This is a genomic window from Ensifer sp. R1-3 (genome assembly GCF_056739175.1).
In genome coordinates this window covers 766,969-786,277 of record NZ_CP096517.1, presented here as the reverse complement: position 1 = coordinate 786,277, position 19,309 = coordinate 766,969, and the positions used below count along the sequence as shown (strand labels likewise).

The 19,309-nt window shown below is 59.5% G+C and carries 14 protein-coding genes; 6 read left to right on the top strand and 8 right to left on the bottom strand.

The window, feature by feature from the left end; all coding sequences use genetic code 11:
• Positions 1–89: 89 nt before the first annotated feature.
• A complete protein-coding gene (locus tag M1D43_RS28715) occupies positions 90–683 on the top strand; it encodes a hypothetical protein (protein ID WP_027990345.1) in 594 nt (197 codons plus the stop codon).
• A gap of 149 nt (positions 684–832) precedes the next feature.
• On the opposite strand, the gene M1D43_RS28710 is transcribed toward M1D43_RS28715, so the two are convergent.
• Positions 833–1,042, bottom strand: coding sequence for a hypothetical protein (locus tag M1D43_RS28710; protein ID WP_015242121.1), 210 nt, complete (start codon positions 1,040–1,042; stop codon positions 833–835).
• A 690-nt stretch (positions 1,043–1,732) separates the two neighbouring features.
• Between M1D43_RS28710 and M1D43_RS28705 the strand changes: the two genes are divergently transcribed.
• Together M1D43_RS28705 and M1D43_RS28700 are read left to right on the top strand one after the other, a co-directional pair.
• Positions 1,733–2,188: a transposase gene (locus M1D43_RS28705; protein WP_015242122.1), complete on the top strand. Its 456-nt coding sequence runs from the start codon at positions 1,733–1,735 to the stop codon at positions 2,186–2,188.
• Positions 2,189–2,444: 256 nt separating this feature from the next.
• Positions 2,445–3,056 carry a hypothetical protein gene (locus tag M1D43_RS28700; protein ID WP_127540869.1) on the top strand — a complete coding sequence of 204 codons (612 nt, stop codon included), beginning with the start codon at positions 2,445–2,447 and terminating at the stop codon, positions 3,054–3,056.
• Positions 3,057–3,651: 595 nt separating this feature from the next.
• Here M1D43_RS28700 and M1D43_RS28695 read toward each other — a convergent pair.
• From M1D43_RS28695 to M1D43_RS28685, 3 genes are all read right to left on the bottom strand, one after another.
• On the bottom strand, positions 3,652–4,068 hold the full coding sequence (locus tag M1D43_RS28695) for a response regulator transcription factor (RefSeq protein ID WP_015242124.1): 417 nt from the start codon (positions 4,066–4,068) through the stop codon (positions 3,652–3,654).
• A gap of 81 nt (positions 4,069–4,149) precedes the next feature.
• Positions 4,150–4,791, bottom strand: a complete 642-nt coding sequence (locus M1D43_RS28690; protein ID WP_010967892.1) for a response regulator transcription factor — start codon at positions 4,789–4,791, stop codon at positions 4,150–4,152.
• Positions 4,788–6,566 (bottom strand): sensor histidine kinase, encoded by a 1,779-nt coding sequence (locus M1D43_RS28685; protein ID WP_318853510.1) that lies wholly within the window; start codon positions 6,564–6,566, stop codon positions 4,788–4,790. Before M1D43_RS28685 ends, M1D43_RS28690 begins: the two co-directional genes overlap by 4 nt.
• A gap of 440 nt (positions 6,567–7,006) precedes the next feature.
• On the opposite strand from M1D43_RS28685, the gene M1D43_RS28680 reads away from it, so the two are divergent.
• The 3 genes from M1D43_RS28680 (at position 7,007) to M1D43_RS28670 (ending at position 12,227) form a co-directional block, all read left to right on the top strand.
• Positions 7,007–8,674: an arylsulfatase gene (locus tag M1D43_RS28680; RefSeq protein WP_015242126.1), complete on the top strand. Its 1,668-nt coding sequence runs from the start codon at positions 7,007–7,009 to the stop codon at positions 8,672–8,674.
• Positions 8,675–8,759: 85 nt separating this feature from the next.
• Positions 8,760–9,773 carry an HAD family hydrolase gene (locus tag M1D43_RS28675; protein WP_027990341.1) on the top strand — a complete coding sequence of 338 codons (1,014 nt, stop codon included), beginning with the start codon at positions 8,760–8,762 and terminating at the stop codon, positions 9,771–9,773.
• A gap of 60 nt (positions 9,774–9,833) precedes the next feature.
• Positions 9,834–12,227 (top strand): tetratricopeptide repeat protein, encoded by a 2,394-nt coding sequence (locus M1D43_RS28670; RefSeq protein WP_318853511.1) that lies wholly within the window; start codon positions 9,834–9,836, stop codon positions 12,225–12,227.
• A gap of 503 nt (positions 12,228–12,730) precedes the next feature.
• Here M1D43_RS28670 and M1D43_RS28665 read toward each other — a convergent pair.
• The 4 genes from M1D43_RS28665 to M1D43_RS28650 all read right to left on the bottom strand — a co-directional run bounded on the left by M1D43_RS28665 (position 12,731) and on the right by M1D43_RS28650 (position 19,299).
• Entirely contained in the window at positions 12,731–14,035 is a 1,305-nt protein-coding gene (locus tag M1D43_RS28665; RefSeq protein WP_041169768.1) for a metal-dependent hydrolase family protein, read from the bottom strand.
• 319 nt (positions 14,036–14,354) lie between these two features.
• Positions 14,355–14,633, bottom strand: coding sequence for a YMGG-like glycine zipper-containing protein (locus M1D43_RS28660; protein WP_015242130.1), 279 nt, complete (start codon positions 14,631–14,633; stop codon positions 14,355–14,357).
• 1,533 nt (positions 14,634–16,166) lie between these two features.
• Positions 16,167–18,002, bottom strand: a complete 1,836-nt coding sequence (locus tag M1D43_RS28655; protein ID WP_015242132.1) for an SLC13 family permease — start codon at positions 18,000–18,002, stop codon at positions 16,167–16,169.
• An 85-nt stretch (positions 18,003–18,087) separates the two neighbouring features.
• Complete coding sequence (locus M1D43_RS28650; protein ID WP_041169770.1) at positions 18,088–19,299, bottom strand: M20/M25/M40 family metallo-hydrolase; 1,212 nt, start codon at positions 19,297–19,299, stop codon at positions 18,088–18,090.
• Positions 19,300–19,309: the final 10 nt, after the last annotated feature.

Below are 19,309 nucleotides of genomic sequence, written 5' to 3'. Positions count from 1 at the left end.
ACCTTTCCCGCCGCATTAAAAGAAAATGTCTGGGTGAGTAGCAAAACCTCAATAGGACCGCAGTCCGGCTTGCTCAAGGTGGGGACACTATGAAAACACCGTGGAAATTCCTTGCCCAATTGGCGTCGCGGCGACCATCGGGGAAAGCGCAAGAGAGCTCGGCCGGGAATGACACCAAGTCCCAGTCTCTCGAGCATACGTCCGCACTTCCACCCAGTCCGACGCTCGCTGACAGCCCACTTGGTCGAAATGAGCACGTCTTGGTTGATCAAGGGCCAATCGCACCGATTGAGCCGGAAGGTCATAACGGCGTCGCACAGGCGTTAGAACCGCCAATCGATGCTGATGAAGCTCAAACAACCGCGCGTGACGAAGCCGACCAATTGGACGCCGAAGCGAATTCGCTGGTTCCGAAAAGCGCGGCAAGCACAAAGTCGCACCGCAAACCGCGGATCAAGCGTCGAGAACGTGGGAAGAGAGCCAACGCCCACGTGGCTGCCCAGAGCGCTGTCGTCCAAAAGCATCATCAAAGCCTGCAACAATCGTCTTCATGTGACTTGTTTTTCCATGAATTGGCGACACTCGACGAAGAAATCAAAATGCTGAGGACCCAACTCGCTCAAAAGCTTCATCTGCAGAACGTTCAGCTGAAGAAAATGCTCGAGCGATTCGAACTTTCGTGAACTCGGCGGCACTCCTATAAGCGCGGCTGAGTCATCTTCGTTTGGTGGGAAGCCCTCGCCGCCATTCAATTGAATCGGTCCGAAAGCCTGTTGAGCAGGCACCCATCAAATAGGGCGCAGTGCGTACTTTCGCCGACGCGTGCTGCGCCTCAGGACAGCCCAGCGACAATACTCAAGCCCAGGTCGTCGCGAACCCCTGATTGATATGCATTTATCAGTTTTGCGGCGAGCGCTTCAGCTTCTTCTGACTTGCGTGGCAAAGCTCGCCTTTGCAGTTCGTGCAGGAAGGCCCTTCCGATTGTCTCCAACTCGTCAGGCCCAATTGGATCGAAACTCGAGGTTTGAGCTGATTCCATCATTCCCCTCCCTCCACCGCCGGCTGCGACGGAAGACCCTTCGTGCCTCTGCGTTTCTGCCTGAACTGCACGGGTGCAGCTTGGCTTGAGATCTATCGAAATTGAGCCGTATTTACGGCCTGACGGTCCGCATCGATCCACTGCAGCGCCCCAATGGCCGAACCAAATAGCAGAGCAGGCACAGCCAGAGCTCCCATGAACCTGAGCATTTGGAGCCGACGTGTTCGCTTTCCATCCCAATCATAAGCCATTTGCACGCCCCGTCGTATAAAGCACGCCGAGATAGAACCAGAGAACGACTTTCTCGTCGAGTCTATTTTCAAGTATTACTTTTAGAGGAATTTCGCCTGCGGGTTTTATATTGCGCGTCCGAGGGCGTTGATACAACATGAGAAGTAAAGGTGGCCAAGCAAGCAAGGTGATCGCGTTGGCAGGCGGTGCCCTGCGGCATTTACACTGCGATAGCCTTCGCTCGCGCCGAACCTGCGCCAACCTGTAGGGGGCCACGATCGTCGAATTAGGGATAGGGGTCGGCCCCGTCTATTTCCGGTGAGGGCCGGAAGCTCTCATCGGTAGATCGTCTCTAGGTGTGAGCAAGGCATCAACTGTCCGTAAAGCAGGACTCTGATGGTTGTGTTGACTCTGTGGGGCACTCGGCGGAAAACAGGCGATGACTAAAGGAGGGAATTACTGATGGCTGACGAGAGCAATACAGGACCAGTTGCTGCGGCTGTAGCGGCGGACGCTGAAGTGAAAGCACCAACGGCTAAGAAGCTGAGGTCGCCACGGCCTCAGAAGGCGGCTGCCGAACCAGCTCAACCAAAGGCGCCGGCCGCTAAACCCAGGAGGTATGGCGAACAAGAGAGGAACGACAAGCTTAAGCTGATCGAGACGCAAGTCAGCGAAGGCAACACCCTCAAGAACGCTATCCAGAGCGCCGGCATATCAGAGCAAACCTACTATCATTGGAAAGGTGCCGCGAAGTCTATCGGAAAAATGGACACGAAGAGTGCCAAGCCCCTGCCGGCCGGCGATGAGTTGGCAGATCTTGTCAAGCTGGAAGAGGAAAACCAGAGGCTCCGCAAACGACTGGCGGAGAAGCTGCGCGCGGAAAACGCCGAATTGCGCAAGAGGCTCGGTCTGGATTGACAGAACCGGGAATGCGCGGGGCGACAGGTTCTTCGTCGTCCTCAGTGTTCTGCCAGATGTGCCTCCGCAATTCGCATTGTCGCGACAAGCGAACCCTGCTGTTCCCATCTCGTCGCCGGGTGAAAGACACGCGAACTGCGGGGTTGGTTTAGCAGGGAGTTGAAGCGGGCGAGGAACGGCTGTATTGGTGCGCCCGCAGGAATGCAACGGCGCCAATCGGCGTTCATTTTTCACGTTTGCTTGGGATCGAAAGTAGATGAAGACTCCACAACGGAGGTTTGTTGTTGAATTCAAGTCGGGGCGACGACAGCCAAAAGCCCAGACGAAGTCAATCTGGGGAAACACAGATCTTAAGGCTTTGGCCCGCGAAGTGGAAGAGACCACGCCGCATCTGTTCAATCCAAGTGAAGCGGCTGGAACGCTAAACTCGGCTGAAACTGCGCCGGCTGATCCGATCGATGCAGAGCCTGTCAATCAACCCGCCCACGATGTCGACGTTGCATTAGCACCGATGCCATTTGCCAACGGCGCAGAGCTCGAAATCTCAAAGCACCAGGAGGCCGATCATCCGCCCGGAACGGTCGTGCAAGTAGAGGAGGGCCAACCGGCGTCGCAGCCAGGAACGACATCAACCGGCACCCCTCGAAAGCGCGCCAAGCGCACGTACGCCCAGCCGATCGCGCACAATTCGGAGGTTGGGATCGAGGATCCAAAGCCGCAGACCGGGACTGTCGACGAGCGGATCTCCCTCGACGAGCTTGCCGCCCTGGAGGCAGACAACAAGCGCCTCAAAAGGTTGCTGGCTAAACAGCTTCATGCACAGAACGTGCAACTCAAGAAGATGCTTGCGCGGTTCGACGTCGAATAGCAAGGTCGCACCACTGGCGTAAGAAAACCGGTCAGGCGTGAGTTCCGCGGCTAGCCCCGCGCGCCGGGTGCGCTACCTCGACGTCACCTGCCAGGTTTTCGCGCATTTACACTGCTGAAGGTGTCGGTTCTGACAACCCGACATCGCCATGTCATGCGGAACGTCAACGTTGGCACTTGGGATGCAGCGGCGATGCGCCTGAGCCTGGCGGAGGGCACGCGCTTCTGGCGAGTCAAGAATAGGAAGTGGCCAACCGCTTGACGGTCATCCTCAACAAATCGGGGTGCCCTTTGCCACGAGTGCCGATGCGGGCCCATCAAAAGCCGCTTTCGGCCACGAGACGGGAACCTCGAATCGTTGAAGCAATTCAAAGCTCAGGCTCGATATCCGGCAAAGACCAGTTGTTGTCGGAAAACCCTTCGGTTGGCCCGTACCAGCGGAGATATGCAAACCATCCTCGCCCCGGCAATGTCTTGACCCAGTTTAGGTGGCTCGCGGGCGGCTCAGGCCCAAAATGTGCGACTCCGGCTACTCCACACTTTGTGAGGTGAAATTCGACCGCTGCCAATTGTCCTTTCGCGACGTGGGCTCGCGTTCAGTTGCCCGGCGGACCCTCCAGCGCCCTGTTGACAGCGCCGATCAATAAGTCGGCCGGGAACGGCTTGTGAAGATACGCGACGCAGCCCGCCTTAAGTGCCTCCCGTTCGAGGGCCTCGTCCTCCACCGCGGTGATGAAGATGATCGAGAGGTTCGTGCCAGTGTCCCTCAGACGGTGCCACAGCGCGATGCCCGACATGCCGCCTAAGTGGATATCGAGCACAACACAGCCAATCTGGCTTACATCGGCACTGTTGAGAAAGGCTTCGGCCGACGAGTGTCCTTCAGCGACAAATCCATTTACCTTCAAGAGGCGCTCGACGCTCCTGCGCATGCTCGGATCGTCATCGACGACAGCCACTATGCGCGCTGGGCTTTCCAATTGACGCCTTTCTGGAGCCGATGGAAAAAGCATGACCAGCCCCGTTCGTGACGATCGTATGACCAATATTGAGCCCTGGCTATTGCCCTTTGGTGAAGCGGGCGGCCCATGTAGCTACCGTTGCAGTTGATCCGCCGCTGAATCGACCAGACCAAGTCTCTCGGCGATCGACACAGTCTCCGCCAGCGACCGCGTACCAAGCTTCTCCATGAGGTTGTGACGGTGTGCCTTGACCGTTCGTTCGGATGTGCCGAGCGCTTGGGCGATCTGCTTATTGAGTTTACCGCGGACAATCAGGCCAAATACTTCGAACTCACGGGGCGTCAGGTTCGCCAGGCGCCGCCGGAGTGCATGTTTACGATCCTGCTCTAAGCGCCGTAGTGCGTAGCGGCGCAACGCACGCCCGATGGTTTCCAACAGCACCTCCTTGGGGGTTGGCTTTTCCAAAAAATCTTCGGCACCAGCCTTCATCGCTTGGACGGTTGCCCTGATGTCGCCACGTCCCGTCAGAAAGACGATCGGCAGCAGCGGCGCTTTCTCGGCGAGCCGGTCCTGCAGTTCCAGTCCGCTGAGACCGGGTAGACCAAGATCCAGCAGAACGCAGCCAGGCTCGCCGTCAGCGAATTGTGCGAGAAACTGATCGCCTGATTCATAGAGGGCCACGCGAAAACCGGAGGCCGCAAGCAACCGCCCGACCGCGGTGCGGAACGATTGGTCATCATCTACGATATGAACGATCGGCTCCAAATCATTCACCCGTTTCGTGCGAGAGGCAGCACAACACGAAAAACCGCTCCGCCTCCAGGACGGTTGGCGGCCGAGATCTTGCCGCCGTAGGTTTCGACGATCGCACGCGCGATGGAAAGGCCGAGTCCCGTCCCGTTTGGCTTGGTGGTATAGAACGGCTCGAAAACACTGGCGAGTCGCTCGTCGGGGATGCCGCGGCCCGTATCGGAAATCGACAGCTCCACCTTGGATTCTGTCGTCAACCTCGTCTCGAGCAGGAGTCTCTTTTCGGTCGTTATCACCTCGAGCATTGCGTCCATGGCATTTGTCGCGAGATTGAGAATGACCTGTTGAACATGGACCTTGTCGGCCCGGACCGGCAGCTCGCGTGATGCCTGGCTGGAACTGACAACTACGCTCCTCCGCTCTGCCTCGCCACGCAGAATCCTGATCGCGCTCGTCGTCACGTCATTGAGATCGAACTCCTGCCAGTCGATCTCGCTTCGTTTCTTGAGCAGACCCCTGATGCGGGAGATGACGTCGTGGGCGCGCTGATCGTCGTCTTGAATATCCACCAGGATCTGTCCGATCAGTTCGAGGTCAGGCCTCTCCGACCGAAGAATGACCGCTGCCGCCTCGGCATTGCTGCGAATTGCACCAAGGGGCTGGTTGAGTTCATGCGCGATGGATGCCGAGAGCGCGCCCGCGGTCGCGGACTGGTTGAGATGAACGACTTCGAGGAGACGATGGCGGGATTCGGTCTCCGCCGCCTGACGGCGGCGGCGTTCGATGAGCAGTCCGGCAATAACGGTGCCCTGGAACGTGATGACGGCAAGGGCGAAAACTGCGGCGAGCCAGTATTGTTCCCAGAAAGTCGGTTCTTTGAACATCTGGATTGCGCCTGCAGGAAGATTTTTCTCCGACAGCCCCCAACGTTCGAGCTGTCTCGCATCGGCCACATAGGTTTGCGGAGACTCGAGATTGGAAATCGGTTTACCAGCAACGGCTTCGAGCGCGAGGTCAGCAACGGTCTTGCCCAGCGACTCGAACGTGACCACGCTGCCCCCGACAACACCGTAATCGATGTAAGTGAGGTACGGACCGTAGATCGGCGCGCCGGCAGTCTCCGCAATTTGTTTGACCGCTTCACGAGGCATGAAATTGCGGCCGTCGCGATCCTTTAAGATCGTCAGTGCCAGGATGATGCTGTCACGGGGAACCTCGGCGGCCACCTTGGTGAACTCTTCGATCGTCAGGTCCTCCAGGTAGGTCGTTTCGTAATCCTTGGAAAAATCCGCAAGATCGGCCCGCGCTCTAGCGAGCCAAGAACGATCGAATTCGGATGATCCTCCGATTATGAAAAGATGGCGCGCCTCCGGCTGGAGTCCGCGGGCCATTTCCGCAGTCTTGACTATGTCAAACTCGCTGAAGGCTCCGACCACATCGTTGGGAAGGTCCATTTCTTCGGCGGTGGAGCTGCTGAAGCCGGCGACAATTATCTTTGCACTCGCGGCGAGCTCTTGGCGATTGGCCGAGATGAACCGCGCTGATACTTCGCCAAGTGCAATCACGACGTCGGGGCGGCGATCCGCATATTTGGCCGAAAGATATCTGGCCATGCGACCGATGTGCTCGGCTTCGGGAAACCTTGAAAGGTCGAGAAACTCGGAGAAGAGATCAATTCTAGCTTTGGTCGCGTGGAGCAGTCGTTTCCTAACGGCCTCGCCGGCGGCAGTTGTCGCGGCTAATCGTTCGTCATACGGGTAAAGGATTAAAACCCGGGGGACATGGTCCACGGTCTTCACGGCTGCAACTGGCGCGGCAGCAAAGGTTCCGAGAATAACACAGCAAGGAACCACGTATCGCCCGAGCTGGCGCGATCGCGTCGTCCAATGGCGCTCCAAGCTCATTGCCTTGCCCCCGAGAAGGTCATCGACAAATAGCAAAGCCGCAGCGTCCTTACAACCGCCACTGCGGCGTCGATCACAATCTGAAATAGTTGCCCCAAGGTACAATATCGCAGCAGCTCGCCGTGCGGTAGAGTGCTTTCCATGAGTGTCGTCCGCAACCCGCGGCGGACACTCTGGTCGGATGCCGCTCCCGATCGAAGGCGTCCGGATTTCAAGTTACTCCAGTTGTTTCGATTGATTCCAATTTGAATACGCGACCGGCGACGCTCGTTTAAATTCCGCCGTGCGCTTGGGTGAATCACCGTTCGGCCGGAGATCTCAACGGAGGACTCGTAATGAATCGCAGGCTCATGCGCAGCGTTGGAGCATTCGTTGCTTCAACCGTTCTATGGTGTACCGCATCCAGCCCTCAGGCTCAGGAAGCGCGACCAAAGCCCAACATTCTCTTTATTGTATCCGACGACACCGGTTATGGAGATCTCGGGCCTTACGGCGGCGGCGAAGGTCGTGGGATGCCGACCCCGAACATCGACAGGTTAGCGGACGAAGGCATGACCTTCTTTTCCTTCTACGCCCAGCCGAGCTGCACGCCGGGCCGCGCCGCGATGCAGACCGGGCGCATTCCGAACCGCAGCGGCATGACGACGGTCGCCTTCCAGGGCCAAGGCGGTGGGTTGCCGGCCGCCGAATGGACGCTCGCTTCCGTCTTGAAGCGCGGTGGATACCAGACTTATTTCACCGGCAAGTGGCACCTCGGCGAAGCAGATTACGCGTTGCCGAATGCCCAGGGCTATGACGAAATGAAATACGTCGGCCTCTATCATCTCAATGCCTACACCTATGCCGATCCTACCTGGTTTCCCGATATGGACGCGGAAACACGGGCCCTGTTCCAGAAAGTGACGAAAGGCTCACTTTCCGGCAAGGCTGGCGGCGAGGTGACGGAAGACTTCAAAATCAACGGGCAATACGTCGATACACCTGTAATCGACGGGAAGCCGGGCGTTGTCGGCATCCCGTTCTTCGACGGGTATGTCGAGAAAGCGGCGATAGAATTCCTGGATGCCGCCGCCAAGAAGCCGGATCAACCATTCTTCATCAACGTCAACTTCATGAAGGTGCATCAGCCCAATCTTCCGGCCCCCGAATTCCAGCACAAGTCCCTGTCTAAGTCCAAATATGCCGACTCCGTCGTGGAGCTCGACACACGCATCGGCAGGATCCTGGACAAGCTGCGTGAAACCGGCATGGACAAGAACACCCTGGTTTTCTACACGACCGACAACGGCGCCTGGCAGGACGTCTACCCGGACGCCGGATACACGCCATTCCGTGGCACCAAGGGCACCGTTCGCGAAGGCGGCAACCGGGTCCCTGCGATTGCGTTCTGGCCTGGCAAAATCCAGCCGGGCTCGAGGAGTCATGATGTCGTCGGCGGTCTCGACCTGATGGCGACATTCGCTTCGGCCGCCGGCGTGCCTCTACCTGACAGGGATCGCGAGGACAAGCCCATCATTTTCGACAGCTACGACATGACGCCGGTTCTGCTCGGAACAGGCGAGTCGGCCCGGAAGAACTGGTTCTACTTCACAGAGAACGAGCTGACACCCGGAGCTGCGCGCGTCGGTCATTATAAGGCGGTTTTCAACCTGCGTGGTGACAATGGACAGGCCACCGGTGGCCTTGCCGTCGACACGAACCTGGGCTGGAAGGGTGCTCAATCCTACGTGGCAATTGTGCCGCAGGTGTTTGATCTGTGGCAGGATCCGCAGGAGCGCTACGACGTCTTCATGAACAATTATACCGAGCACACCTGGTCTCTGGTCTCCATCTCCGCGGCGATCAAAGACCTAATGAAAACATACGTCGAGTACCCGCCGCGCAAGCTGCAGAGCATGGGGTACGACGGTCCGATCGAACTGTCCAAATATCAGATGTTGCAGTCGGTTCGGGAGCAATTCGAGAAGGAGGGTGTCCGCATCGCAATGCCGACCGGCAACTAAGCGTGCCGCGGCGGCCCGGATCAGGCCCGGGCCGCCGTGTTCCGGGACGGACCTGACCTTCGCACAGATCTTTGGAGGACGCCCAATGTTCGCAGTTCATGATTTCCTGAAATCCGCCCAACGTGGCGCGGTGGCGGTTGCCGCTGCACTTCTCCTTGTCACTTCAGCAAAGGCGCAGAGCGATCCGTTGCCTTCGTGGAATGACACCGCCCCGAAAGCGGCCATCGTGGCCTTCGTCGAGAAGGTGACCACCGAGAACTCGCCCGACTTCGTTCCGGAGCCGGAGCGCATAGCCGTCTTCGACAATGACGGCACGTTGTGGGTCGAGCATCCGATGTACACCCAGCTCGCCTTCGCGCTCGACCGCGTGAAGGCTGAGGCTGCGGCCCATCCGGAATGGAAGGACAAACAGCCGTTCAAGGCGGTACTCGAGGGCGACATGAAGGCGCTCGCGGCAGCGGGCGAAAAGGGTCTCGTAGAACTCATCATGGAGACCCATGCGGATATGACCCACGATGAGTTCCAGAAGGTCGTCTCCGAATGGATCGCCACCGCGCGTGATCCGAAATTCAACAAACTCTATACCGAGCTCGTCTACCAGCCGATGCTTGAATTGCTTGCCTATCTGCGCGCCAATGGCTTCAAGACCTTCATCGTATCGGGTGGCGGCATCGAGTTTGTGCGGCCCTGGGCCGAACAGGTCTACGGCGTTCCGCCCGAACAGGTCGTAGGCTCCTCAATCAAGACGCAGTTCGAGATGCGTGACGGGACGCCCACCCTGTTCCGCCTGCCACAGGTCAACTTCATCGACGACAAGGCAGGCAAACCTGTCGGGATCAACGCGCATATTGGCCGCCGACCGATCGCCGCTTTCGGCAATTCCGACGGCGATCTGGAAATGCTGCAATGGACGACCATGACCGGTGGGAGCGTCCGTTTCGGGATGATAATTCATCACACCGATGCAGACCGCGAATACGCGTACGACCGCAAAAGCGAATTCGGCCGCCTCGACAAGGCTCTTGATGCGGCGGCGATAAACAATTGGACAGTGGTCGACATGAAGGCGGACTGGAAAGAGATCTTTCTGGAGAAATAAGACTGCGCATCCGCCGGTTCCGCCCCTTCCACGAGAGGAGCTCTGGTGAAAGTAGTTTGGATGAAGCCGCCGCGGATTTCGGGCAGGTCTCTGGCCCAAATCTTGGGTCGTGCGTTCTGGCTCAGCGCGCGCGATCTGCCAGGATGGTGGATGCGAGCCGTTCGATCGTGCGTGTGCAACAGCCGAGCGGCAGTTCTTTGGACAGTGGTATTCTGTTCCCTCGCTGCGCTGACAGGAAGTGTGGCTGCTTCCGAAAACTCCAAAACCTCCATGGCCGACCCGCTGATCGCAGTTCATGACGGTTTCGTGGACGAGAAAACCTGCTCATCGTGTCACGCCGATCAGGCTGCCGCCTTCGCCAAGTCGCATCACGCCAAGGCGATGACTGTCGCCGACGACAAGTCGGTGCTGGGCGACTTCAACAATATCCAGTTCGATCGCGATGGCGTTGCCGCATCGTTTTTCCGCCGGGACGATCGCTTCTTTGTCCGCACCGAGGGGCCAGACGGCAAGCAGGCGGACTACCAAGTCAAATATACGTTCGCCTATGAGCCTCTCCAGCAGTATCTAGTCGATCTCGGCGGCGGCAGGTTGCAGGCTCTAGACATTGCCTGGGACACACAAAAGCGGGAATGGTTCTGGCTTGGTGAAGGCAGTGCGGCAAAACCTGGCTCAACCTTTCACTGGACGGGTCCATTCTATCGTTGGAACCGCACCTGCATCGACTGTCATTCCACCGATCCGCGGACCAATTTCGAGCCGCAGTCGAACGAATATAATTCGTCTTATGTGGCCACCAGCATTGGCTGCCAGTCCTGTCATGGGGGCGGTGCGAAGCATGTCGAATGGGCGAGAGCCAAAGCGGCAAATGCGTCAACGGCGGCGGCAGATCCCGGCCTCGCAAAGGTCGACTCGAACACCTGCTTCGCCTGTCATGCCCGCCGCACTAGGCTGGTCGATCGGTATCAGCCGGGGGGACACTTTCTCGATCAGTTTTCCCCTGCATTGCTTCGCAGCGACCTCTATTTTCCGGACGGGCAGATCCTGGACGAGGTTTTCGAATACGGTTCCTTCCAGCAAAGCAAGATGGCGATGGCAGGCGTCACCTGTTTCGACTGCCACCGGCCGCACGAGGGTACCGTCAAGGCCAAGGGCAATGGATTATGCACGCAGTGCCACGCCGAGACTGGCCCGGAACGTTTTGCAGGCAACGACCCGAGCGGCGCGTTCGACACCCCGGCACACACGCATCATCCCCAAGGCTCACCTGGCGCTCTTTGCGCCAATTGTCACATGCCGGAACGGACCTACATGAAGGTCGATCCCCGACGCGATCATTCCTTCGTCACTCCTCGCCCTGACCTTTCCGCACTCTACGGAACGCCGAATGCCTGCATCTCGTGCCATACGGGCCAAACGAATGCCTGGGCGTCCGAGCACCTGGACAGGTGGTATGGCAAGGCCTGGCGTGAACGCCCGACGATTGCGCATGCATTCGCGCGAGCGGCGCAGAACGATGTTGCCGCAATTGAGAATCTGCGCAGATTTGTGACCGATCGGGAACAGCCGGGCATCGTCAGGGGGAGCGCGATCGGTGAAATGACAAGGCTCGATGGAGCAGCCACCGCCGCGGACGTCAAAGTGGCAGCGGGCGACCCCGATCCGATCGTCAGGTTGGGCGCGGCGGAGGCGGCTGCCAATTTGTCAGCTGACCGGCGATTGGACGCGATCGGCTTCCTGCTTGCGGACGAGACCCGAGCTGTCCGAGTGGCCGCCGCCAGGGTTCTTGGCACCACGCCGTCACTGGACCTTCTCGGCGCTCAACGCGGCGCTTTCGACGCCGCACTCGACGATTTGGGTGCCTATGCAGAGGCTAACGCGGACGTCGCCGAGACGCAGAGCACCTACGGATCCATACTCTTCGGCCAAGGGCGCACGGACGAGGCGGAAAAGGCTTTCCGCGAAGCGATCGTTCTTGATCCCACGCTTTCTGGTGCGCACATCAATCTTGCCGAGTTCTATCGCGCTACCGGTGACAATGAGAAATCCGAGCAGGCTTACGCCGAGGCGGTAGCCGCGAATCCGGCTCGGGCCGATCTTCGCTACGGACACGGCTTGTCGCTCGTTCGCCTAAAGGCCTTGCCGGACGCAATTGAGGAACTCACGGCGGCCATGCGCTTGGATCCTGCCAACTCCCGGTACAGGACGACGGCAGCGATCGCGCTTGATTCCATGGGCCGAACGGATGATGCCTTCGCTTTGTTCGGCCCGACCATCGCAGGGGGTGCAACTGAGGCCAACCTGCTCGGCACTGCCATTCAGCTCGGGCTTAAACTTGGCCGCTATGCCGAGACGCTTAAGTTTGCGGAGGCGCTCGCTCGTCTTCGGCCGAACGATCCACAGCTCGAAGAACTTGTCAGGCAATTACGGGATGCTGTTCAACATGGCAGATAAATACTTCGGTTTGCACCGGTGGCTGTGGGAACAGAGTGACAAGGACTGTGAAGGCGGTGTTGATTATCCGGCGACATCTCCTGTTGGAAATGGAGGCACCGTGCACATCGCCGCCTCCGCTCCTCGATCTTCGCTACCCCAGAAGGGGGCGGTGGCTCCTTCTCTTTGCGATGCTCGTTCTGACTCAGGGATGCGCGGCCATCCGAGGGTGCGGGGCGGGAGGTGTGAAGGACTGAAGAATTGGGGAGTGATGCAAAAACCGTTGCGTTGCTATCCGGTGGCGACAACACTCTCAGAGGACCGCGACGAGGCCCTCCTGATTTTTCGGGCCGGCCCCGGCAGAGAGATCGGCCCAAGGCGAGGGATGCACGATCAACCAGTCAAACTAGCGAAGGCGGCGATCGTGTCCGCCCTTCAGCGAGCGTCTCAGTTGGGTGACGCACGGTGGACGCCGGCGTTCGCGGTCAGCAGACCATCGGCGGCGTCCGCGGCTCAGTCATTCCTCATTGAGTCAGCGCGTTTTTGTAGATGATGCCGTTTTTCATGATGATTTTGAAGCTGTTGGCAGGATCGGCCACCAGGTCGATGTTCTCTAGCGGATTACCTTCGACGAGCAGGAGGTCCGCGAGAGCGCCTTCCTCGACAACGCCCAGCTTTCCCGGGTAGGGGTTGCGTTGGCCCGACAGCGCCAGCAGTTCGGCATTGGTCCCTGTCGCCATGACGAGCGCTTCGGCAGGCGTGTACCAACGCACGAGCGAAGCCAGTATTGCTCCCTGCTGCTTCGCCAGCGCGCGGGAGAACAGGACGTCCGTGCCCCACGCGGTCTTGATCTTGTACTTCTTTGCTAGTTCGTATGTTCTGCCGATGCCCGGCCACACCTCATCTGCCTTGGCGCGCTCGACCGAACCCTCGCGGAGGCCTGTCCTCATCAATTCGGGAAGCGGCTGCAAGCTCAGCCAAATGTCCTTTTCAGCGATCAGCCTGGCGGTGGCCTCATCCATGAGGAAGCCGTGTTCGATGCACTTCACACCAGCCGCGATGGCTTTCCGTATCGCGTCAGAGGTGAAGGCATGCGCGGCAACGTAGGTGCCCCAATTCTCGGCTATTTCGACGGCGGCCCGCAATTCGGACTCGGTGAAGGTGGTGACGTCGAGCGGGCTAAAGGGTGAAGACACCCCGCCGCCCGCCGTTAGCTTGATCAGAACGGCTCCCTGCATGAACTGTTCGCGGACGCGCAATCGCACCTCGTCCGGGCTGTCGACGACCATCGCACCCCCGACCGTCTCCATGGGGGTGAGCAGACCGCCGGTTCTCCGCGGCAGGTCGGTGAGCTGGCGGAAATCGCCATGCCCACTGGTGACTGTGATCATGGCACCGGATGCATAGATGCGCGGTCCGGGGATGATGCCCCGGTCGATCGCACGCTTGAGGCCGAACGCCGGTCCCCCCACGTCGCGGACAGTGGTGAACCCGCGCATCAGGGTATCCGTCGCCTCCTCGCCGGCCAGGATGCTTGCGAAGCTGACGTCGCCCATTGCTTCCGCCGGGCTGGACGCAGCCAACATGGCATGCCAGTGCGCATCGATCAGGCCCGGCATCAGCGTTCGCCCGTCGCCGGCAATTCGCTCAGCGCCTTCGGCCTCGATGGGGCTTGTCGAAATCGCCCCAATCACATTGCCCTTGACCAGAACATTCGACGGCGCCGAAAGAACAGCACCTTTTCCGTCAAAGATGCGGACGTTCTCGAAAAGCACGTCATCGGCGCTGGCGGTGGCGCAAAGTCCGAGCACGAGAGCCGCTGCAAGCATTTCTCTGCCAGGGTGAAGCAAAGTGAAAACGGAACGCGCAAGAAAGAACAATGCTGCAGCGCAGGACACGGCGTGCGCCACAACTTTGCTTTTCGACAATTTCTGCGGTCCAAAGAATTTTGGGCACATGACGATTATCTCGCTTCGGGAGGAGAGATGTTCACTGCGCAGGGGCAAGTTATGGCCTACACGGCGCCGGCATCAAGAAGCATTCCAGACCGGTTCTTCCGCAGTGAAGGTCGCCTCGAAGGGCTGATCCGCGACGGAACCCGGTGCAACGTTACGCGCCGCTTGGATCGAAGAATTTTGTCGCGTTGCATTAGCATCGCGCAATGATGATCGTGCCATCCGGTTGCCTGTATCTGCAGTTTCCGCGGTTTTGAGGCGAAGTGGTAGCGGTTCCGACAGCGGCACCGACAAGCGCTCCGCCTGCGGCCCCGGCGACGGTGCTCGTAGTGTTTCGGCCGATCAATTGGCCTGCCACGGCTCCTGTTCCGGCACCCACCAACGCACCGCTTAATCCGCGTTGATTCTGCGCGGTGGCGCAGCCCGCAAGTAGCGTCATCGTGAGTGCGGCAAAAAGGATTTTCCGAGACATAACAACTCCTATGCTGAGATTGCGGGGGATCGTGAATTATGGCCGCGGGTTCGCCTCCAGAGGCTGCCGCCTGCGGTGCTATCTCCTGATCCGTCGTATCTTCATAACCCGTCCGCCCGGCTTTGCTCAGCGCGACCTCGAACCGCCGCATTCCAACAGAGGCTCGGTATACATAGAAGCGTTGGCGGCAATCGGCGCGCCTAATATCCCGAAATCCCCTGATACGGAGCGTCGGCAAACCTGCGCATCGCACCCTCTACCAATTTTGCCGACGGATGCATCATTCCCAGGGGCTTGTACTTGTCAAGAAAGAGGAGGACCTGTTGCCTGAATTGGGGATGGAACGTCAAGGTTGTGGATTCCCGGCTCATGACTGTGCGGATGACGGGACCACCATGAGATGCGCCGATCCGCCCGAACAATGAGGGCTTGTGCAATGTCGAACTGGGGTGACGGGCTGGATCGCCGGGGTTTGACACTCTCATCAATCGCACGGCCGCGCTTCTGGCCCAGGAGCGAGTACTGTGAGAGCAGAGGCGCAGGATGGCGCTGCCCCACTTGCCAGCCTATCGGAAAGGAAAGCGGGTTCTTTATCGGAACGCTTGATCCCGGCGCATCGGGACTTGGTGGAGTTGCTCGTGGAGAACGAGTTCTGCTGCCTTCATGCGCCGCCTACCAGCAGCTCTTTTCCAAGCAGTTCCGCTATCCACCGCGTAGAGGCGAACTGGGTGCAGAATGAAAGAACGGCGATGGTGATGGGAACGCCGATGAACGCGCCGAATATCCCGCACAGGAACGTCCAGAGAAAACAGAGAAAAGGACAAGCGGCGGAGATATGCCGAGAGTGTTCCCGGCACTCTCCTCGATGTAGCTCCCCTATTACGAACTGGGCAGTAGTCAAGCAGGCGAAGACGACCAGGGCCGACTGAGGCGACTGGAATTGAGCCAGGGCATAGCAGGTCGGTAGGAGCGTCGCGAACCCCGGGCCGATGAACGGGATCTAGTCAAGGTGAACCCGAAAATTCCCCATTCAGCCGCGAACCGCAGTCCGAAAGCCGTGGCAAGCCCAGACGGCAACGTCCTGATGAGAAGATATCGTCGGATACGCGAGGCCGCGAATTCGAAGCCGCCGATGATGCGAGCCGCATTACCGTCCGTGGGCCTGCAAATTCTGGCGCCCAGGTCCGACACTTCCAGAAGCCCGAGAATGACATAGAGGAGAACCACGAGCCAGAAAGAGACCATCGTGTTCAGCCGAGCTGAGATCCCCTTCAGGACGCGTAGCAGGAGCCGGGAGGCGAGGTTGTCCGCCCAGAACCGGCGAGAGTTATTCCGTGCCCCTCCAGCCACGCGACCACAGTCAGGATGCCGGCACGGCCACCCTACCGCGTTCGGTTATCGTGCACCTTCAAGGACGTTGGCAGCATTTTGGCAGCTCTGGAAATGGATTGCGTGCATTTCTGTTTTTCCCCACGGAGACGCTTTATGCTGTTTCCGGGCGCAAAGCCGCCACACACGCTCGCGGGAATTGCTCTAGAAGCGCCATATCAGGGGAACGACGAATACCGAGACGACGAAGAACCACATCAGCAGAGGCAGGCCGAGCTTCCAATAATCGCTGAACGCATAGCCTCCCGGGCCCATGACCATCAGGTTTGTCGGTGTCGCAATCGGCGTCAGGAATGCTGCCGCCGCCGCAACGGACGTGCTCATGAGAACCGGGCGAGGGGACACCCCCATGGTCGTCGCTGCGGCGACCCCGATAGGGATGATAATGAGGGCCGTCGCCGTATTGCTGATCAGTTGCCCCAGAACGGCGGTCATGACGAATAGGCCCGCCAGAAGAGCGACAGGCCCCGCGTCGCCGACGAGATTGACGAGCTGCTCGGCCATGAGCTTCGCCGCGCCCGTCTCTACCATCGCAGTGGAGAGCGGCATCATGGCCCCGACGAGGATCACCGTCGTCCATCCGATCGCCCGATACGTCTGCTCGATTGTCATGATTCCGGCGAGGATCATCGCGCCGGCAGCAAGAAGGCCGGCAACAGCTGGAGGCACTATTCCGGTTGCGAGCAGGAGCACCATTACGATCAGGACGACGATGGCTTGCCATGCCCCCGGACCCATGGGAACCGCCTGACGCCGAACGAGCTCCGGGGAGCTCACGACCAGGACATCCGGGTCGTCAAGGTGAACATCCAGTGCTTTCCAGGTTCCTTGCAGCAGCATCGTGTCTCCGGCCTGCAAAGTCGTTCCGCCCGAGCGTCCGCCTCCACCCTCGGCGTCGATCCCGTTTCCGCCTCTTTGGACGGCGAGAACGATGAGATCACCGCTTTCTGTAACCATACCGGGAAAGACCTTTCTTCCGATAAGGCCCGAGCGGGGCGGAATGACCACCTCCGCAAGGCCCGATCTGCGATTGAAGAGCATATCCTCGCCGCTGGAGGAGTCGGTCTTCTCCCGGAAGGCGAGATGCATGTCGGCGGCAAGACGCGCCACGGCATCGTTGTCGCCCCGCACCAAGACGAAGTCGCCTTCGGCGATGGCAGCTCTGCGCAGCGGCCCGCCCGTTTCACCGTCCTGCACGGCAACCAATTGAAGGTTGGCGGCCCCGGAGAGATCGATAGACGAAGCCGCCGCGCCAACAAAGGGAGAGGTCGCCCGCACCCGCATCTGATGAATCCCGCTCTCGAGTCCATATTGCTCGACAAGCGTCTTGGCGTGTCGGCTGAAGTCGGCAGGCATTGCGGCGCCGTTCCGTTCCGGCAGCAGATGACGGCCAAACAGGATGATTATCGCTACGGTTCCGGCAAGCAGAGGAAGACCGACAAGGCCGAATTCGAAGAAGCCGAACTCACCCACGCCCGCTTCGTAGCCGGCGTCCGACACCAGTACGTTCACGGGGGAACCGGTGAGAGCGAGCTTTGATCCAGCGTGTGCGGCGAACACCAGAGGCATGAGAAGCTGCGATGAAAAGCGCTTCAGCCTGACGGCGATCACCACCACCACGGGCAGCAGTGCTGCAACAGCGCCGTTGACGCTGATGAGAGCGGTGAGGAGCGCGACCAGGCCCATCGTCAGCAGCAGCAGACGGGTCCTGCTTTCGTTGCCTGCTCCGCGTATCAGGAGCTGTCCCGCCCAGGCGGTCACCCCCGTTATCTCGAGACCTGCGCTGATCACGAAAAGCGAAGCGATGAAGATGACGGCGGGATCACCAAACCCTCCGAGCGCTTGCTCGATCGTCAATACGCCGCTCACCCAGAGCGCCAGGGCAGTCATCATTGCGACCAGAACGACCGGCAGCTTGTTCCAGACGAACAGAACGACGGTCAGGGCGACAATTGCGGCAATATACCCGATCGGGCTCAATGGATGGGCTCCTTGACACCGCTCCGCGAACGGATCCGGCTGCTAATTTCGCTTGTGCAATTTCCTTGCCGCAGATTGGATCCCGCTATTCCGGCATCGTTGCAAGCAGCACGCCAAGCCGACATCCTTTCTCGTATTCCGTAAGGTCGACATACTCGTTCACGGTATGGATTTCCGCCTGACCTGCACCGATTGTGACCGTCGGAATGCCGTGCTTGTCCAGCCAATTGGCGTCGAGTCCTCCGTTCGAGAACAGATGGTTCGGCTCGAACCCGAGCAACTTCATCGCCTTGGCTGCGCGAACCACGACGGGCGCTTTCTCGTCGAGCTTGAATGGCGGATAAGCGATGTGGTGAAGGAAGGTTACGCGGGCAGTCTCGCCGTTGCCATCCTTCACCGCCTGCTTCGCCTTCTCGAAAGCAGCTTCGAAACCTTCGGCGATCATCTTCGCGAAGGCCAGCTCCGGACTGCGGGCCTCGCCTCTCAGGCAAGCGTAGTCGGTGACGACGTTAGTCGCGTCGCCGGCTGCCATGCCGTCCTTGCCGCCGAATATTCCGATGTTGCTTGTGCCGCGACCGGCGGATTTCTCGATCTTTCCGAACCAGCCTGCCGCATGGGCCTCGGCCAGGGCGAGGCCCCCCACGAGCGTCGCGGATATCCCCTTTTCAGGCGCGACTCCAGCGTGGGACGCCCGTCCCACGATTTCCGCCTCCCAGTTCTCCTGTCCCACTGCTCCAATGATGAGGTCCGATGCGAGCTGGCCGTCGACGTTGACGCACATCACCGGTCCGCCAAGGACGGCAGGGTCGAGTTCGCGAGCGCCGTGGAGCCCGCTCTCCTCACGAACGGTAAACAGGAGGGTGATCGGCGGGTGCGGGAGGCTATGCTTGATCAGCGTTTCTGCCACGACCACCAGAAGAGCGACCCCTGTGCGCGCGTCCCCGCCGAGGGCGGTTGTCCCGTCCGACACTATGCGATCGCCGTCACGCAGGGGTTTTGCTCCCGCACACAAGGGTACAGTGTCGAGATGAGTGGAGAACAGCAGCCGAGGGCCGAGCCGGGTACCCGGAAGATCAACGATCAGGTTTCCCGTCTCGGTCGGTAACGGGATTCTCTCGTTGGCGTCGTCGAAGCGGATGTTCGCTCCAGAAACGCCAACGGCCTTCAGAGCTTCGATGACCGCCGACGCGATGTTCGCCTCCTGTCCCGTCACGCCCTCGACGGAGAGGAACCTCATGAGGTGATCTTCGGCAGCGGCCCTGTCCAGGGGAATCGAGAAGTTGTTCATCTTGACCATCCGTTAATGC

Coding starts and splice junctions, on each gene's coding strand:
- M1D43_RS28675 (WP_027990341.1), top strand. CDS start 8,760: ATGTTCGCAGTTCATGATTTCCTGAAATCCGCCCAACGTGGCGCGGTG.
- M1D43_RS28710 (WP_015242121.1), bottom strand. CDS start 1,042: ATGATGGAATCAGCTCAAACCTCGAGTTTCGATCCAATTGGGCCTGAC.
- M1D43_RS28650 (WP_041169770.1), bottom strand. CDS start 19,299: ATGGTCAAGATGAACAACTTCTCGATTCCCCTGGACAGGGCCGCTGCC.
- M1D43_RS28680 (WP_015242126.1), top strand. CDS start 7,007: ATGAATCGCAGGCTCATGCGCAGCGTTGGAGCATTCGTTGCTTCAACC.
- M1D43_RS28660 (WP_015242130.1), bottom strand. CDS start 14,633: ATGTCTCGGAAAATCCTTTTTGCCGCACTCACGATGACGCTACTTGCG.
- M1D43_RS28715 (WP_027990345.1), top strand. CDS start 90: ATGAAAACACCGTGGAAATTCCTTGCCCAATTGGCGTCGCGGCGACCA.
- M1D43_RS28705 (WP_015242122.1), top strand. CDS start 1,733: ATGGCTGACGAGAGCAATACAGGACCAGTTGCTGCGGCTGTAGCGGCG.
- M1D43_RS28665 (WP_041169768.1), bottom strand. CDS start 14,035: ATGCTTGCAGCGGCTCTCGTGCTCGGACTTTGCGCCACCGCCAGCGCC.
- M1D43_RS28670 (WP_318853511.1), top strand. CDS start 9,834: ATGAAGCCGCCGCGGATTTCGGGCAGGTCTCTGGCCCAAATCTTGGGT.
- M1D43_RS28695 (WP_015242124.1), bottom strand. CDS start 4,068: ATGCTTTTTCCATCGGCTCCAGAAAGGCGTCAATTGGAAAGCCCAGCG.
- M1D43_RS28700 (WP_127540869.1), top strand. CDS start 2,445: ATGAAGACTCCACAACGGAGGTTTGTTGTTGAATTCAAGTCGGGGCGA.